General features: G+C 55.2%; 13 protein-coding genes. All 13 read left to right on the forward strand.

The window, feature by feature from the left end; all coding sequences use genetic code 11:
- The first annotated feature begins 1 nt into the window (after nucleotide 1).
- The 13 genes from N2600_RS02265 to N2600_RS02325 all read left to right on the forward strand — a co-directional run bounded on the left by N2600_RS02265 (nucleotide 2) and on the right by N2600_RS02325 (nucleotide 16,998).
- A complete protein-coding gene (locus N2600_RS02265) occupies nucleotides 2–1,462 on the forward strand; it encodes an aldehyde dehydrogenase family protein (RefSeq protein WP_170282717.1) in 1,461 nt (486 codons plus the stop codon).
- A gap of 2 nt (nucleotides 1,463–1,464) precedes the next feature.
- Nucleotides 1,465–2,220 (forward strand): acylneuraminate cytidylyltransferase family protein, encoded by a 756-nt coding sequence (locus tag N2600_RS02270; RefSeq protein WP_260297838.1) that lies wholly within the window; start codon nucleotides 1,465–1,467, stop codon nucleotides 2,218–2,220.
- A 13-nt stretch (nucleotides 2,221–2,233) separates the two neighbouring features.
- Nucleotides 2,234–4,156: a transketolase C-terminal domain-containing protein gene (locus N2600_RS02275; protein ID WP_170282715.1), complete on the forward strand. Its 1,923-nt coding sequence runs from the start codon at nucleotides 2,234–2,236 to the stop codon at nucleotides 4,154–4,156.
- Nucleotides 4,157–4,255: 99 nt separating this feature from the next.
- Entirely contained in the window at nucleotides 4,256–5,227 is a 972-nt protein-coding gene (locus tag N2600_RS02280) for a GDP-mannose 4,6-dehydratase (RefSeq protein WP_170282714.1), read from the forward strand.
- 10 nt (nucleotides 5,228–5,237) lie between these two features.
- Nucleotides 5,238–6,926: a capsule biosynthesis protein gene (locus tag N2600_RS02285; RefSeq protein WP_260297839.1), complete on the forward strand. Its 1,689-nt coding sequence runs from the start codon at nucleotides 5,238–5,240 to the stop codon at nucleotides 6,924–6,926.
- On the forward strand, nucleotides 6,923–7,804 hold the full coding sequence (locus N2600_RS02290) for a class I SAM-dependent methyltransferase (RefSeq protein ID WP_260297840.1): 882 nt from the start codon (nucleotides 6,923–6,925) through the stop codon (nucleotides 7,802–7,804). The genes N2600_RS02285 and N2600_RS02290 overlap by 4 nt, the downstream gene beginning before the upstream one ends.
- Nucleotides 7,801–9,846 carry an FkbM family methyltransferase gene (locus N2600_RS02295; RefSeq protein WP_170282712.1) on the forward strand — a complete coding sequence of 682 codons (2,046 nt, stop codon included), beginning with the start codon at nucleotides 7,801–7,803 and terminating at the stop codon, nucleotides 9,844–9,846. The genes N2600_RS02290 and N2600_RS02295 overlap by 4 nt, the downstream gene beginning before the upstream one ends.
- Nucleotides 9,847–9,884: 38 nt before the next feature.
- Nucleotides 9,885–10,709, forward strand: coding sequence for an ABC transporter permease (locus tag N2600_RS02300; protein ID WP_170282711.1), 825 nt, complete (start codon nucleotides 9,885–9,887; stop codon nucleotides 10,707–10,709).
- 2 nt (nucleotides 10,710–10,711) lie between these two features.
- A complete protein-coding gene (locus N2600_RS02305) occupies nucleotides 10,712–12,049 on the forward strand; it encodes an ABC transporter ATP-binding protein (RefSeq protein WP_170282710.1) in 1,338 nt (445 codons plus the stop codon).
- A 12-nt stretch (nucleotides 12,050–12,061) separates the two neighbouring features.
- Entirely contained in the window at nucleotides 12,062–12,757 is a 696-nt protein-coding gene (locus N2600_RS02310) for a class I SAM-dependent methyltransferase (RefSeq protein WP_260297841.1), read from the forward strand.
- A complete protein-coding gene (locus tag N2600_RS02315) occupies nucleotides 12,754–13,710 on the forward strand; it encodes a glycosyltransferase family 2 protein (RefSeq protein WP_260297842.1) in 957 nt (318 codons plus the stop codon). Before N2600_RS02310 ends, N2600_RS02315 begins: the two co-directional genes overlap by 4 nt.
- A gap of 419 nt (nucleotides 13,711–14,129) precedes the next feature.
- Nucleotides 14,130–15,908 (forward strand): capsular polysaccharide export protein, LipB/KpsS family, encoded by a 1,779-nt coding sequence (locus tag N2600_RS02320; protein WP_260297843.1) that lies wholly within the window; start codon nucleotides 14,130–14,132, stop codon nucleotides 15,906–15,908.
- Nucleotides 15,898–16,998, forward strand: coding sequence for a glycosyltransferase family 4 protein (locus tag N2600_RS02325; RefSeq protein WP_260297844.1), 1,101 nt, complete (start codon nucleotides 15,898–15,900; stop codon nucleotides 16,996–16,998). Before N2600_RS02320 ends, N2600_RS02325 begins: the two co-directional genes overlap by 11 nt.
- Nucleotide 16,999 lies beyond the last annotated feature (1 nt).

Raw genomic sequence — 16,999 nt, forward strand, 5'->3', positions numbered from 1 at the left:
CATGACGACACCTCGCATTCTCAATTGGGTCAACGGCCAAGCCATTAGTGCCTCTAGTGAAGGATGGCTTGAGAAATTCAATCCGCACAGTGGCGAACTCCTTTATCACGTGGCTGACTCCTCGCAGGGTGATGTTGAGCAAGCGATAACGGCAGGGCGTTCGGCGTTCCCTGCCTGGGCGGAACTTACACCCGTAAAGCGCGGCCAGATTCTGATGGATATCGTCGCCCTGATGAAGCGGCGTTCCGATGAGCTGGCGGAATGCATTGCGCTTGAAACCGGCAAACCTCCCCAGGACGCCAAAGGCGAGACGGGCGGAGCGATCATGCAGGCGGAATATTTCGCCGGCGAGGGTATGCGCCTATACGCCCGGTCGCTCACCTCGGGCACGCCCGGCAAATACAGCCATACGGTGCGCCAACCTCGTGGCGTCGCCGGCCTGATCGTGCCGGCAAATACGCCGATCGCCAATATCGCATGGAAGACTTTTCCTGCGCTTATTTGCGGCAACACGGTGGTTCTAAAAGCTGCCGAGGACTCTCCACGCATAGCCCAACTCTTTGCCGAGCTGACCAAGGAGGCGGGATTGCCCGACGGCGTATTCAACGTCGTACATGGGCGTGGCGAGCCGGCTGGCTCGACGTTGGTCACAGACGAGCGGGTCGACATTATCAGCTTCACGGGCTCGACCGGAGTAGGCCGCAGGATTGCGGAAGTCGCTGGAAAGCGTCTCGCACGTATTTCTCTCGAACTGGGCGGCAAGAACCCCTTCGTCGTCTGTGATGACGCCGATCTCGATCAGGCGGTGCACTGGGCGGCGCTGTCGGCCTTCAGCAATGCCGGCCAGCGCTGCGCCGCCGGTAGCCGCATGCTGGTCTTTAAATCGGTCTACGAGGAGTTTCGGAACCGACTGACCGCAAAGGCCAGGAGCCTCAAGCTGGGTGTTGCCGCCGGATGCGATCTCGGGCCGCTCGTCAGCCTCCGCCAACAGCAGTCCGTGCTTTCCGCCATCGAACGCGCAAAAGAACAAGGCGGCCAGGTGCTTTGCGGGGGGCGCACACCGGACGCACCGGAGTTGGCCGGAGGCTATTATGTCGAGCCTACAGTTATCGATGGCCTTGCCACCACGTCGGATCTCAGTTGCAAGGAAGTCTTCGGTCCGGTGACGACACTCCATCCCGTCGGCAGCATGACCGAGGCGCTGGATGTAGCAAACGCCACCGAATACGGATTGACCGCTGCTGTGCACACCCGCAACGTCGACCGCGCGATGTGGTTCGCCCAAAGGGTCAAAGCCGGCGTCGCCAATGTCAACATGGGTACGTATGGCAGCGAGCCGCACATGCCGTTCGGCGGCTTCGGATCATCCGGGAATGGCACGCGCGAGCCTGGAGTTGAGGCGCTCGATGTGTATTCGGAACTGAAAAACATCTCCTTCCTTGTCCGCCCGGGGATGCTTTGATCATGACGACGAAACCGCGCTCTGTTGCCTTTATTCCCGCACGCTCTGGTTCAAAGCGGGTACCCAACAAGAATGTCCGGCCGCTGGCCGACCATCCCATGATCGCCTATTCGATCCGCGCCGCCATCGACAGCGGTGTTTTTGACGCGGTTATCTGTGCAACGGACAGCGAGATTTATGCGGACATCGCCCGCCACTATGGCGCCGAAGTGCCGTTTCTGCGCGCAGCGGAGATCTCCACCGACAAATCGCCGGATATCGAATGGGTGGTTTGGATGCTGGAACAACTTCGTGCCCAAGGGCGCGAGTTCGACATATTCAGCATTCTGCGCCCCACCAGCCCGTTTCGTCTTCCAGAGACGATCCAGCGCGCATGGCAGCAGTTCACGGCCGATCCAAGAGCAGATTCTCTTCGCGCAATCGAGAAATGCAAGCAGCATCCCGGCAAGATGTGGGTCATACGCGAGAACAGGATGCTCCCGCTAATGCCATTTAGCATCGGCACGACGCCATGGCACAGCAGTCAGTATGCGGCTCTGCCCGAAGTCTATGCGCAGGATGCCAGCCTTGAGATTGCGTGGTCGCGTGTCCCGCTCGAAAGCAACAGCATCGCCGGCGAATCGATCATCCCTTTCGTCAGCCAAGGCTATGAAGGCTTCGATATCAACGAACCGGACGACTGGTGGATGGCCGAGCGATTGCTGGCAACGCAATCGGCGGTTCTCCCAAATATCTCAATCAACCCCTATATTGAATAGACCGGAGTAAATCGTGGGCGATCTCGTAGGACAAGCGGTAGAAGGCACCCTTTATTACCTGCCATATAAGGAATTCCAGCGGGTACGTGCGATCAACGCGCCTCGCGAGCAGAGAGCAGCTCTATTTTCTGACATGTGTCGCCTGAACGCGCTCTACATGATCGGTCGGGCCGGCTCCGGTCATATCGGCAGCAGTTTCAGCAGTCTCGATATCGTCAGCTGGCTTCTCCTCGAAGGAATGACGGGCGATGATGTCTATTTCAGCTCCAAGGGGCACGATGCGCCAGGCTATTACGCGGCACTGATTGGCGCCGGTAAGCTCGATTTCGAGCTTACCCACAAACTTCGCCAGATTGATGGTCTGCCCGGCCATCCCGACGTCGGCACCCCGGGCATGGTGACAAATACCGGCTCGCTCGGCATGGGCGTCTCCAAGGCCAAGGGCATGGTGATTGCGAACAGGCTGAACAACCGCCCGGGGCGCATCTTCGTGATGACGGGCGACGGCGAACTTCAGGAAGGCCAGTTCTGGGAATCCCTGGTCTCGGCAGCCAATTCTGGGCTGCAGGAGATTACGGTCATCGTCGATCACAACAAGCTGCAGTCGGACACTTTCGTGAAGAACGTGTCTGACCTTGGTGACCTTGAGGCAAAGCTCAGGGCGTTTGGATGGTGTGTCGCTCGCTGCGACGGAAACGATATCGCTGCTTTTGCCGCCACCCTGGCCGCCATCCAAGACGATCCGCGTCCGAAGGTTATCGTTGCCGATACCGTCAAGGGCAAGGGCGTCTCCTTCATGGAGCACACGTCACTGGATTCCGATGTGGCCATGTACCGCTTCCACAGCGGCGCGCCTGATGCGAGTAATTATCGCGCTGCCGCGCAGGAAATCATGGATCGTCTGCAAGCCAATCTGAGCAGCGCCGGTATCCCCGGGCTGGAATTTGAAACGCTCGAGCGGCCTGCATCCGCGGCCCCGTCGGAAAAGGCTCAGCGCCTGGTTGCCGCCTACAGCAAGGCTCTGATCGCACAGGCTGAGAAGCATTCGAACCTCGTTGCCCTTGACGCAGACCTGGTGCTGGATACCGGCCTCATCCCATTCCGCGAGCAGTTTCCCGATCGATTTGTCGAATGCGGTATCGCAGAACAGGATATGGTTTCTACAGCCGGCGGCATGGCGCTGAACGGCCTGCTGCCGATCGTCCACTCATTCGCGTGCTTTTTGTCGACGCGGCCAAATGAGCAGATCTACAACAACGCCACGGAAAAGACGAAGATCATCTATGTCGGCTCCCTTGCAGGTGTCGTTCCCGGCGGCCCGGGGCACTCGCATCAATCCGTTCGAGATATCTCGGCGCTGGCAGCCATGCCCGGGATGGCGCTGGTGGAGCCGTCTTGCGATGCGGAAGTTGGTCTGCTTCTGGATTGGTGCGTGAACGAAGCGCCTGGCAGCAGCTATATCCGGCTGATTTCGGTACCTTGGGAAATCCCGTATTCACTTCCGGCCGACTACCGGCCGTCAAAAGGCCGGGGACTCACCTTGGCCGAAGGAGAGGACGTCGCCATCATCGGTTACGGCCCGGTGCTCCTGAGCAATGCGATCGCCGCCTCAAAAATGCTCGCTGAAAAGCACGGTGTCAGTGCCAAAGTCATCAACCTGCCATGGCTCAATCATGTAGACGCGGAATGGCTGCGGTCGGCAGTTTCGGGCTGCAGGGCAATAGTCTCGCTTGACAATCACTACGTTATCGGTGGACAGGGTGACGCAATTGCCAGAGCGATGGTGCAGACGGGCGGTAAAGTGCCAGTAGTTTGCTTGGGCGTAGGTGATGTCCCTCCAAGTGGGACAAATGCGCAAGTTCTTGGCGCATTGGGCCTCGATGCAATGGCCATCGTCGAGGCTGTAGCAGCAATGTCGATCAAAGTAGGGTCATAGCTTATCGTAGTAGTTTGCCCATCTGTGAACCTCGCTGGGGCGGTCGATCAAGGAAATAAACGGGCGTGAGGTTGGTGCACCTCTCGCGGATTGGTTTGAATGACGTCAAAAAAAGCTCTGATCTGTGGCATCTCTGGGCAAGACGGCACGTTTTTGGCCGATCTGCTACTGCGCGAGGGTTATGAGGTTATAGGCACGTCTCGAGATGCAGCGACAGCATCGTTTCGCAATCTTGAGCGGCTTGAACTAAGGGATCGCGTACAACTTGTTTCGATGGCGCCGACGGACTTCCGTAGCGTGCTCCAGACGCTATCGCGATTCCAGCCCCATGAGATTTACAATCTCGCAGGCCAGAGTTCTGTCGGCTTATCTTTCGAGCAGCCCGTCGAAACGATGGAAAGCATTGCTTTTGGAACTTTGCATATCCTGGAAGCCATCCGATTTCTCGGTCTGGATATGCGCTTTTACAATGCGGGTTCAAGCGAATGTTTCGGCAATACCGGTGGACATCCGGCTGATGAGAACACACCTTTTCGCCCCCGTAGCCCCTACGCAGTGGCCAAGGCCGCTGCGCAGTGGGAGGTGGCCAACTACCGTGACGCCTACGGGCAGTTTGCATGCACAGGCATACTGTTCAACCATGAATCACCTTTGCGACCCGAGCGATTTGTCACAAAGAAGATCGTCTCGACGGCCTGCAAAATTGCCCAAGGTTCGAAACAGAAGCTGAAGCTTGGTAATATAGAAATTACACGAGACTGGGGCTGGGCACCCGAATATGTTCAGGCCATGTGGCTGATGCTTCAGCAAGAGATTCCTGATGATTATGTAATCGCGACAGGTCGCAGCCATAGTCTCGAAGAGTTTCTGGACAAGACCTTTCGCCGGCTTGGGCTGGAATGGCAAGAATATGTGGAAACGTCTGCTGAGTTTAGGCGTCCCTCAGACATTGCAGAAGGCCACGCCAATCCCGCAAAAGCGAGAGCTCAATTGGGTTGGACTTCGACGTTGAGTCTGGACGACATCATCGATCGGCTCGTGTCTCACGAGCTTTCGTCTGCATCACCGTGAGTTCCCGTAAATGATCAAAGGTTTTATCTCTCGCTGTCGCCGATATCTGAGCCGTCTCTATCATACCGCGCGCAGCGACTCAGCCCCTGACGGCGAACTTGGCTGGCCGCATGTCGTGGTTACGACGAAGTTTTGGAAACGGGCGCTTACCGAAACGAAGAAGGGTGACGTTGTGCTGATCGCTACAACGGTCAGCGGCTTCCATGCCGGTGTGTTGGTTGAGAGCCTCCTGGGAATTGCACTGACGCTTCGCGGAGCGCGTGTGCATTATTTGATTTGCGATGCGCAGATGCCTACCTGTCTGCAGGTTCACCAAGGCAAGATCGAGAGCGTTGACATCGTTACCGACTATAGGATGAAGGATAAAGTCTGCCCTGGCTGTATAAAAAGAGGCGCAAAACTTCTTGAACCACTTGGTCTGCCGATCATCCGATATAGCGATCATCTTTCCTCAAGCAGAGCCCGCGAACTGCGCGATCTTGCTCATCGGATCGATCTCAATGAGATACCGGACTACGTACACCGTGGCGTCAATGTCGGACAGCACGCCTTGTCAGGCACACTCCGGTTTTTTTCCCGAGGCCACCTGCCGCCAACACCGGAGGGCGAGGCGGTTTTGAGGCGCTACTTCGAAGCCGCCCTCATTACGCAGGAAGTCACGCAATCTGTAATCAATGTGCTGCAGCCGAAGGTAGCTGTCTACAATCATGGTATCTACGTCCCACACGGAGTGATCTCCGACGTTGCGCGCAGCAACGCAATTCGTGTCGTCACTTGGAATGTCGCGTACAAGAGCAAGTGCTTCATATTTTCGCATGACGACACTTACCACCACACGCTCATTGAAGAGCCTACGTCCGTTTGGGAGAATATCTCACTCGACGGTAAGCTGGACAAAGAGCTCGACGCCTATTTGAAGAGTCGCTGGTACGGAACGAGCGACTGGATTTGGTTTCACGATCAGCCTCAGCACTCACTAAAAGCCATAGAGGATGAAATTGGTATCGACTTTACCAAACCAGTAGTCGCGGCGCTGACCAACGTATTCTGGGACGCTCAACTGCATTACAAGGCCAACGCCTTCAAGGATATGCTGGAATGGCTTCAGACAACGATAGCTTATTTCGGCACCCGGACTGATCTTCAGTTGGCCATTAGAATTCATCCTGCTGAAGTGCGGGGGGCGATTCCGTCTAAGCAGCCACTTGTTGAAGAAATACGGAAGCTGTTCCCGGAACTTCCGGCCAATGTGTTTATCATCCCGCCTGAAAGCCAAGCCAGCACCTACTCCCTCTGCGAAGGTTCGAATGCTGTAATCATCTACGGCACTAAGACCGGCGTTGAGATGACAGCGAAAGGCATCCCTGTCATCGTAGCCGGCGAGGCATGGATACGAAACAAGGGGCTGACACTCGATGCGGATACTCCTGAAAACTATCTGCGCTTACTTGAAAAGCTTCCCTTGGATTCACGTATGAACGAGGCCCAAGTCAGCCGGGCGCGGAAATATGCCTATCACTTCTTTTTCCGGCGCTTTATCCCGATGGATTTTGTCAACGAGGACAAGGCATCGCCGCCGTACAAGATCGAGCCCCCGACGGCCGAGACGTTGTTGCCAGGTGGTGATATTGGACTCGACGTTATTTGCGATGGGATTCTTCGGCGAACGCCGTTCATCTACCCTGCGGAGGTTCAATGACGCTTCTGGCCAAAATAGCAAAATTGCTACGCCCAGCAGTCCTCAAGACTACGGCGAGAGTGAGGTTCAATTCTTATGAGCAGGGCGGACGCATCCCTTGGTCGGAGGGCTATTCTAAATATCGGAGTGCGCTCGTCACCAGCGTCCTTAAGTCACCCGACGTACTCAGCGCTTTTGAAGATTCCCTGCCGCTGCCCGATAACTTCGGATTTAAAATTGATGAAAGGGTCGTTGAATTGCCCTGGGTCGCGTCGCGTCTAGGGCCGGGCAACAGCGTTCTCGACGCCGGGTGCGCTTTCTTCAAATATCCAGCAGCAAGGGAACGAATCTCCGAGCAGAATTCGGTTACCCTCATTGCGCTCGATGCCAAGGATATGACCTTCGATCTAAAGGCGCGATCGGTTGATCGAGTACAAGCTGACCTCCGCGAGATTCCCCTGCCCAGCGAGTCCTTTGACAACGCCATATGTATTTCCACGATTGAGCACGTGGGGATGGACAACACGCAGCTGTATACCAGCAACGATATGTTCCGGGAAAACAAAGCTGATGACTATTTGAAGGTTGCCTCAGAGTTAGCTCGCGTCACAAGGACCAACGGCAATCTTTATATTACGGTTCCATTCGGCAAATTTAAGAATCATGGGTGGCTCCAGGTTTTTGACGGTGCGATGGTGGACAGGCTGATCTCGAGTACCGGCTGTCAGCTAATCGCCGAGACCATATACCGGCATGGGCCAACGGGGTGGCAGCTATCTAATAGGCAGACGTCCGCAGACGCTATCTACTTCGATGTCCATTCGAAAGACGCCGATTCCCGTTCTTCAAATCTTGCTGCCGCAGAGGCGGTGGTGTGTCTGCATCTGAGGCGAATATGACAACATACATCTACATGCTTGAATGGCATAAGACATCCAGTCCGGCATTCCATCGCATATTCGTCAACTATCTCCGCGGCAGCACTGATGTCGTGGAGGTTGTCTGGGATGGCAAGTCGATCCGTGACGAGTGGAAAAATATCGACGCCGAGTCTGCGTTCATTTTCTGTCAAAAACGGCCGCCGGATCATCATTTTAAGAAGTACCCTCATGCTCGCGTTACTTGGATTCCCATGTGGAATAACGTGATGCAGATGAATCACATGCAATGGGCAAGGCTTCCCAAGCACTACAAGATCATCTCCTATAGCCCATCAATCACGGCACCTGCCCGAAGGGCGGGGCTTCGGGTGCTTGAGGTTCAATATGTCCCCGATGTACCAGCCGATGGCGAGATCAGCTGGTCTGATGGCAACATCCTTTATTACTGGAACAGGGTTGGATTGGTGAAGCCGGATGTCCTTGCGAAGATTTGCAAGGAACTCGATGTAAAGACGCTGTACTTCAAGCCCCGTCTGGATCCGGGCGTCCCGGAGGACCGGGGGTACCAGGTAAGCGACATTCCGGTCGACATTCCGGTCGTGGAGGTGCCGTTCTTCGATGACCCAGCGGAAGCCGACCAGTTCGTGCGCCGTGCCAACATCGTGATAGCGCCGCGGCCTGTCGAGGGCGTTGGCCTCTCTTTCCTGGAGGCTATGGCGCGCGGCTGCACTGTTCTTTCGGTGAAGCAACCGACGATGACGGATTACATCGAGGATGGTGTCAACGGGATATTCCTTGAAACTGTCACGGACGCCGCCGCCGGAGGCACACCCATGACAGCGCTGCTTGTATCCCCGGATCAGGACTGGGAACGCCTTCGCAGCCTGAACATGCAACAGCTGGGTAACGCTGCCCATGCTGGCATGTCCAGAAGTCATGCAATTTGGATCGGAGATCAGGAGCGCCTGAATGACTTCGTCTTCGATCCCATCAACATTGGCATGGATGAGGGTATTCTGGGCGAATTGCACCGGCTCATACCTGAAGCGCAGACATCTGCCCGTTTCGACGCATTCTATGCGCGCAAACTCCGCAACCTCAGGGAGCAGATACATCCCACGGGTGTCCTGGACAGGCGAATCGTTAAGGCGTCTGACGGAGCAAAATACTACGTGAACATGGGCGATCGCATGGGATGCGATTTCTACTACGGCGTCATGACCGAGGTCCAAGACCTGCGGGCCTTCCTCGGTGCAATCAGACCGACCGACGTTATCTTGGATATCGGCGCGAATATCGGCCTTTATACGGTAGCCAGTGGTCTGGCTCTTGGAGGAAAAGGCAAGGTTTATTCATTCGAGCCCGATGCCCGTTCGCTAAAACTTCTTTCCGAAAATATCCAGTTGAATTCGCTTTCAGACAAAGTTCGCGTGTTCGACTACTGCATAGGGAGCCACAATGGGACGACCAGTTTCAGCTTGTCGTCCGAACCAAGCTTGAGTGGAATGAGCGACACTGGTCGCGCACGTCAATTTGGCGAGGTTACTCTCCCCATCCACACGGTCGATTGGGTCGTCGCGGAAAACGGTCTGACAAGTGTCGATGCGATCAAGATAGACGTTGAGGGCCATGAACCGGAGGTTCTCGAAGGTGCCATGGAAACGATCGCGAAATTTCAGCCTCTAATCATGCTGGAACTGACGCACAAGAACCTGCCGCGGTCAAAGCACGATGAGATGTTTCTACTCCTTGCACGGCTCTTCAAGAGTGGCTATACCTGCCGCCATCTGTCGGCGAAACAGGACGAGTTCCTAAAATTGCCGAATGCGAAGGCTATTTTCCGAGGGCTGCTCAACGGCAACTACTTCTTCATAAAGGAAGGTTCTCCGAAGCTGAAGAAATTTGATGCGCAAATCGTGTCAGCACGGCTGAACTATTTCCCGTTCAAGGAACCGCCGGTGTTTAGGCTTCTCGAAAGATTGCGTAATCGGCGCAACGCCCAGCAAATATTCAGAACGTATGCCTTGGAGCTCATCAACACCCTCTCCAAGCGAGGCTAGGGTGGCCGTACGGCAACGTTTGCAATAGCGAGTATCGAGTGTCTAACAACGAAATTATCATCCGCCCGCCCAAGCTTCTCGCGCAGTTCAGCGTCCGGGAGCTTTGGGAATGCCGCTCCCTCATCTATTCGATGATCAGCCGGCAACTCAAATCGGAGTTCGATCAGCAGTATCTAGCGTTCGTCTGGCCGGTCTTCCGTCCCGTACTCATGGTAGTCTTGTTCACCTTGTTCAGGCATCTTTCGGACGCGAAGACCGGGGTCTCAATACCTTATCCTTTGTACGTGTATTCGGGGCTTGTTCTCTGGTTCATGTTTACAGAAGCGGTGATGCAGACCGCCGGTTCTATCCGGCGCGAAGCTGATATTGTGAAGAAGATCTATTTCCCCAAAGTGATCGTTCCCATCTCCGATATTATTTCGAATGTGGTGATATTCTCGCTCAACGTCGTGCCATTGGTGCTGATGATGCTGTATTATGGGGGCTTCCCCGGACTGAAGATCCTGCTGCTGCCGGTCTTCATCCTGCAGTTCGCCAGTCTCATTTTTGGGCTTGGCTGTCTGTTTGCTGCTTTGGGCTTGCAGAGCAATGACTGGGAGCGCTTCCTAGGGTTCGCTCTCTATGTGGGTCTCTTCGTTTCTCCGGTTATTTACGCGCCGGGGATGATCCCAGCGGATTTCCAGACGCTCTACGCCCTCAATCCAATGGTAGGAACGTTAGGCGCCTTTCGCGCATGCCTTTTTGCTGATTGGCCCTTTCCACTTTATGATTGGACGATAGCGGCGATGGTTAGTTTCGCTGTCGGTCTGGTCGGTTTCATTGCATTTCAACATATGGAGCGCCACTTTGTTGATAGGTTGTAAATTTGTCTGAGCTTGCAGTTGAAGTGAATGGCCTCGGCAAGTGCTACTCAATTGAGAAGGCTGGCATTAAGGGCGGAAAGTGGCGGCGTCTCGCGCATAAGTTGCGGTTCGGGGAAGATGAATCCAGTAAGTTCTGGGCGCTGCAAGATGTGAATTTTTCGGTTGAGCCGGGTCAGAGAGTTGGCGTTATTGGCAAGAACGGTGCCGGCAAATCGACGCTTCTGAAGATAATGTCGCGGGTTTCCTATCCGACCGCCGGTGAAGTGCGAATTCGGGGGAGCTTGGCGTCGCTGTTGGAGGTAGGAACCGGATTTAACGATAATCTTACCGGACACGAAAATATCTATCTTAACGCGTCACTGTACGGCATGAGCCGCAGCCTTATAGCGCAGCGGTTCGATCAGATTGTTGCGTTCTCCGAGATCGGCCGGTTCATCGATACTCCGATCAAGCATTATAGCAGCGGGATGCGCATGCGGCTGGCGTTCTCGGTTGCGGCTCATCTTGAACCCGATATCCTGCTTTTGGACGAGGTTCTCGCGGTCGGGGACATGTCGTTCCAGCAAAAATGTCTTGAACGCGTGGATGAGTTGACGTCAGCAGGCAAAACACTCTTCTTCGTCTCGCACAGCATGGATTCGGTTCTCCGCTATTGCACCCGATGCCTCTGGATCGACGGTGGGAAACTGCGGATGGACGGCGATACACGCGAAGTGACCGAGGCCTATGTCGAGGAAGTGTTGAAGGTTCGCTCGGAACGAACTGTTGTGTCAATCGGGGCGATTGATGGGCCCAGCACGGCGGATAGCCAGCACGAGGTCAAGGCCGAGTCAACCGGCTCGACCGTCGCTCGAGAAACCATCGAATATCGAGATGGGGCGGAGCTGGTTTCCGCGAGGATCATTAATGCCACCGGAAACAAGGCGACGCTGGTTTCCGTCGCCGAGCAGGTTGGGGTAGAGCTGGTCTACGATGTGAAGGGTCCTGGATTTTATGCGCCGGCAATCCATGTCTATTGTCCATCGGGTACGCTGGCATTCGCTGCCACGCACCCGAGCACTAACATCGCCGACTTTGAGAAGGGTCAGGCGACTCGGGTAAAGGCGGTGGTGTGGATGCCGGCTCATTTGTTCAATATTGGAACGTATTCGGTGAGCCTTGTCGTCTTCAGCCCAAAGGAGGCGCCGTTCAAACGGTACTTTTCTGAGGAAAGATATTTGTCCTTTCACGTCGTGGAATCCGCTATTGGGGAGAAATCCGCTCGAGGCCTGATGCCGCGGCAGTTTCCTGGGCCAGTCAGGCCGCTGTTGGATTGGTCCGTAAACGATGTTGAACGATAGGTGTTATCTACCATGTCGAGCTCTGTGACGTTCTTTGATAAAGCTTATTATATAGAAATCAATCGCGCCCGCTGGGCAATGGCGGAAGCGGTACTAGACCGCTTGCCCCGCCTGGACCACTGCATTGATGTCGGCTGCGGGCCTGGATGGTTCTCTGAGCGATTGATCAACCGGGGTTTGGATGTACTTGGCTTGGACGGGCGCGAAGAGCTTATCGTGGAAGCCTCGGCCAGAGTTCCAAAAGGGAAGTTTATAACTCAGGATATTACGGACCCAAATGCACTTCAGGATCTGCAGCCCGCGGGACTGGTTTTTTGCTTTGGCCTCCTTTATCATCTTGAAAATCCCTTCGCTGCAATTCGAAATCTCCATCGGATCACCGCGCAATATCTGTTTATTGAAACACAGATCGCCCTCGGCGAGGGCAACGATCTTGTGCTGGTTTCCGAAGGCCAAAACCAAACACAGGGGTTAAAATTTCACGCCCTCATTCCATCACGGCGTGCGCTCGTGAAGATGCTTTATGTGGCGGGTTTTACCTCGGTGTATAGACATACGGGTGTAGTGCAACATAGCGATTTTATCGACAGCCCCGAGCGACTCCACCGCCGGGAAGTCTTCATGGTCACAAAGAATGTTGCGCTCTCGCTGCCGGACTTCATTTTAGAGTCCGAACCTACAACTCCGAAAATAGACTATTCACGATGAAGCTTTCCGTCGTACTTGGAACCTACAACCGCCTCGATCAGCTCAAACGGTGCGTAGAAAGTATCGTTCGCGAAACGAGGGTGCTTACAAAGATCTACGTGACGGATGCGGGCTCCACCGACGGCACAATCGAATATCTTCAGTCGATTGCGTCCGAGACCATCATCCCGATCCTCGTTGGGGAGAAGCTCGGTCAGGCGAAGGCCTATAACGACGTCTTCGAGATCGTGGATACCCCGTATGTCTGCTGGTTGAGCGATGACAACGAGGTTACGGGGGCCGGATTAGACCGTGCAATAGGGATTTTGGAAAGCGACCCTCGTATAGGGATGGTCGCGCTGAAGACCAGGGACGTTCAAGGGCCATTCCTCGGAACTCCTTATATTGGAGGAATATCTCCGGCGGGCATTCTTAACGTCAATCAGGGGATGCTTCCCACGTCCGTGCTCAGGGAAGTTGGTGGCTTCTCCGAAGAATTTCGGGACTACGGTATAGATCCAGCATTAACCGCAGAAGTTCTCTTCTCGGGTTACAAGATCGTCTACACCCGTGAAGTTGCACTGCTGCACTATAGAAACTGGAATGAAGATCCAAAATCTGAAAACCGCCAATGGATCAGGGAGCGCCACGCACGCGCAAAGGCGCTCTACCTTAGCCGCTATTCTCCTGAGGCTACGGGCAGCGGCAGGCCCGCCTCCAAATTCCGCAACGTTCTGAAGCGAGCTGGGCGTTTCTTCTTTGCACGAGCCTCCTTGCGAAACAGCGCATTGGCGAGAGACTTTCTCAATGTCACGACGGCTAAATATATAAATTTTATGGATCCTGTCCTGACTTGGAATAAGCCATACCATTTGGTTCAGAGAATTGCCGCGGGACGGCAGCGCATTGAGCAGGCGTATTCAGAAGCGCAAGAGAGCGGCAATAAGACGGTTGAGGGCCTTAGTCTCGATTGAATAAGCGATGGATCCCGCAACCGCAGGAATTTCCATTAATGCCGGTGCGCGAGTCTCGCGCTGGAATGGAGGCTTGTTGTTGTTCTTACGTTGGAGCACGGCTGAGGTTCGGCTCAGAAATTCAATCGCGATCGCCTACTACGCTTAAGCAGGTTTCCCATGACGTTTAATAGCTCTGCAGTGCTCAGGGGTTGCATGAGGCCATCAGTCGCTGCATAGAAACTACAAAGCGTAGCGCACTTCCTTGTCGCGGCATGGTAGGTTCGGTGAGGTCTGCGATTTCGCTGTCTGGGATCAAAGTCAACAAAGTTCGCCGAGCTCTTTGGCTTGTTGAAACGATCATTTTTGGCAACGAAAGCTACTCCGTTCAGTTGATCGGTGGCTCGGATGCCGGTCTAGTGAACGAATGAAGACGACAAGTGAAAATTGATACCTTCTCTGCCGCAGCTGCCAGACTGCTCAAGCCGGATTTGCGCGGCATTCGGAACCGATTGTTGCGCGACAGCTGGTATCGCCGCTTTCATCTCGCATATGCAAGATGGCGCGCGCGGCACGGTGGACTGCCCGACTGGGCGGCATTGCAGCCACAAGCAGGGCTCGGCCCGATACGCCCACCTTTGACCGAGGGCGCGAAGCGCGTGTTGATTGCAACAGGCACTGCCGGACACTTGCCGTCGATGACGATGGAAAGCCTGCTTGGAATGGCATTGGCGGTTCGAGGCGTCGGTGTTGACTTCCTGCTCTGCGATGCGGCCCTGCCTGCCTGCATGATGTGCGAGATCAGTTGGTATTCTGACGTCGACAGGCTGGTCAAGCATGGCCCAAAAGACCGCTGTGTGACCTGCTACCGACCATCGGCTGAAATGCTCGACCGTGCTGGCCTCAACGCGATCGGGCTCAATTCGAAACTGACTGACGGCGATCGCTCTAAGGCGAAGACGATTTCAATGCAGACGCCGCAAAGCGAGCTCGCGGCGTATGAAGAGGACGGTATTCCTATCGGGGAGCACGCCGTGGCGGGCGCTCTTCGTTTTTTTTCAAGAGGCGACCTCGAGAAGGTGTCTGGAGCTGAACCGATCCTGAGGCGCTACCTGGAGGCGGCGCTTCTCACCTATTACGGCACACGCCGCCTGCTTGGCGAAGGTCAGTACGATGCCGTGGTGTTAAATCACGGGATATACGTTCCTCAGGGCATCATATCGGAAACAGCCCGACACCTCGGCGTGCGCGTGGTGACATGGCATCCGGCCTACAGACGAGGATGCTTTATCTTCAATCACCACGAAACCTATCATCATGGCTTGATGAACGAACCGGTATCGTCTTGGGAGGACATGTCTTGGAACGGTATGCAGCAGCAGCAGATCACGCAGTATCTCCGTAGCAGATGGGTTGGCCAGCAAGACTGGGTGAAGTTTCACGATCAGCCGGAGTTCGATACCCGCTCGATTGAGGAAGAAATCGGCATTGATTTTCGACGTCCGACCATCGGGTTGCTCACAAACGTGATTTGGGACGCGCAGCTGCATTACAAGGCAAACGCCTTTCCGAACATGGTTGACTGGTTGATCAAGACTATTGCCTACTTCGAAAAGCGGCCCGACCTGCAGTTGCTGATACGGGTTCATCCGGCCGAACTTACAGGGACGCTTCCATCCCGGCAGCCTGCCGTTGACGAAATTAGGTGCCAGTTTCCTAACCTGCCGGCAAATGTCTTCGTCATTCCGCCCGAAAGCAAAGCAAGTACGTACGTCGCCATGTCTCACTGCAACGCCGTCCTGATCTATGGCACGAAAATGGGCGTTGAGCTTTCGGCCATGGGAATACCGGTCATTGTCGCCGGTGAGGCCTGGATCCGTGGCAAAGGCGTTACGATGGATGCAACCTCGGAAGAAAATTACCTGCGCTTGCTCGATGCCCTGCCGCTGCCGGAAAAGCTGGACGACACCACGATCGAACGGGCGCAGAAATATGCTTATCACTTCTTCTTTCGACGCATGATCCCGCTCGATTGCATCAAGGAGCGAAAGGGTTGGCCGCCATTCGCCGTGCATATAGATAGTCTAAACGACCTTGCACCCGGCAAGTCGTCCGGGCTCGACATCGTATGCAACGGCATTATCGCGGGAACGCCCTTCATCTACCCCGCAGAGGACCTCATGGGGGGCCCTCAGACCGGAGAGCGACGTGAGAATTAGTATTGACGCAACCGGATTGGGCGGCCCCAAGACTGGAACATCGGTCTATCTCATCGAGATCTTATCGCGCTGGAGTCGAAATAGGTCCATCAACCACGAGTTCACGATCTTCGCGAGCGAGAAGGCCGTTTCGCTCTGCTCGGAAGCCGGGTTGGACCATCGGTTTCGTTTCGTCCGTGCACCCAACAACCGCCATATCAGAGTGATCTGGCAGCAGCTAATGATGCCATGGCATATGCGCCGACTTGGAATCGATGTGCATTGGGGGACGGCCTTCGTATTACCGGTGGCTTCGCAAAGGCCAATGGCCGTCACAATACATGACCTAACCTTCCAACTGTTTCCCGAGGTGCACGAGCGCTTAAAGCGCTTTTACTTTCCGGCAATTATGCAACGGTCAGTGGCAAAGGCGCAGGCTGTATTTGCGGTGTCGCGGACCACAGAAACGGACCTAAAACGGATCATTCCAGAGAGTAGAGGAAAGACAACCGTCACGCTGCTGGCGGCGCGCAAGCTGGGCTCGGATTCGCAGGCTCCCCGCGACCAACGCAACTCAAGCGACTACCTCCTCTTCGTCGGAACTTTAGAGCCACGAAAGAATCTTCCACGATTGCTAGCCGCCTGGCAGATGCTCGATGATGCCACACGGGGCAACACGCGGCTTGTTATCGTCGGCGCCACGGGATGGATGGTGAGCGACTTGCTACAAAGCCTTAAGACGAACGATACCATAGATTTTCTGGGGCACGTCAGCGATTCCACTCTGGCAGAACTGCTGCAAGGCGCTAGGGCCCTTCTCTATCCATCACTCTACGAAGGGTTTGGTTTGCCGGTGGTTGAAGCGATGGCGCGCGGAATACCGCTGTTGACCAGCAATACCGGCGCTACCGCGGAGATCGCCGAAGGCGCGGCGATCCTTGTCGACCCGACGAATGTGGATGACATCCGTGGCGGACTTGCGAGGCTGCTGACGGAACCAGAGCTGCTTGGCGCCCTGTCCGCCCAAGGCCGCGAGCGGGCAAAATCATTCTCCTGGGAACGCACGGCCCAACTGACACTAGAAACCCTCGAAGGGTTGAAGCGAGCATGAG

It is taken from the genome of Rhizobium sp. WSM1274 (genome assembly GCF_025200775.1).
Classification (GTDB): domain Bacteria; phylum Pseudomonadota; class Alphaproteobacteria; order Rhizobiales; family Rhizobiaceae; genus Rhizobium; species Rhizobium leguminosarum_I.

Excerpts from the sequence above, each read along its gene's own strand:
- N2600_RS02310 (WP_260297841.1), top strand. The coding sequence starts at position 12,062 with ATGTCGAGCTCTGTGACGTTCTTTGATAAAGCTTATTATATAGAAATC.
- N2600_RS02270 (WP_260297838.1), top strand. The coding sequence starts at position 1,465 with ATGACGACGAAACCGCGCTCTGTTGCCTTTATTCCCGCACGCTCTGGT.
- N2600_RS02285 (WP_260297839.1), top strand. The coding sequence starts at position 5,238 with ATGATCAAAGGTTTTATCTCTCGCTGTCGCCGATATCTGAGCCGTCTC.
- N2600_RS02315 (WP_260297842.1), top strand. The coding sequence starts at position 12,754 with ATGAAGCTTTCCGTCGTACTTGGAACCTACAACCGCCTCGATCAGCTC.
- N2600_RS02265 (WP_170282717.1), top strand. The coding sequence starts at position 2 with ATGACGACACCTCGCATTCTCAATTGGGTCAACGGCCAAGCCATTAGT.
- N2600_RS02295 (WP_170282712.1), top strand. The coding sequence starts at position 7,801 with ATGACAACATACATCTACATGCTTGAATGGCATAAGACATCCAGTCCG.
- N2600_RS02280 (WP_170282714.1), top strand. The coding sequence starts at position 4,256 with ATGACGTCAAAAAAAGCTCTGATCTGTGGCATCTCTGGGCAAGACGGC.
- N2600_RS02290 (WP_260297840.1), top strand. The coding sequence starts at position 6,923 with ATGACGCTTCTGGCCAAAATAGCAAAATTGCTACGCCCAGCAGTCCTC.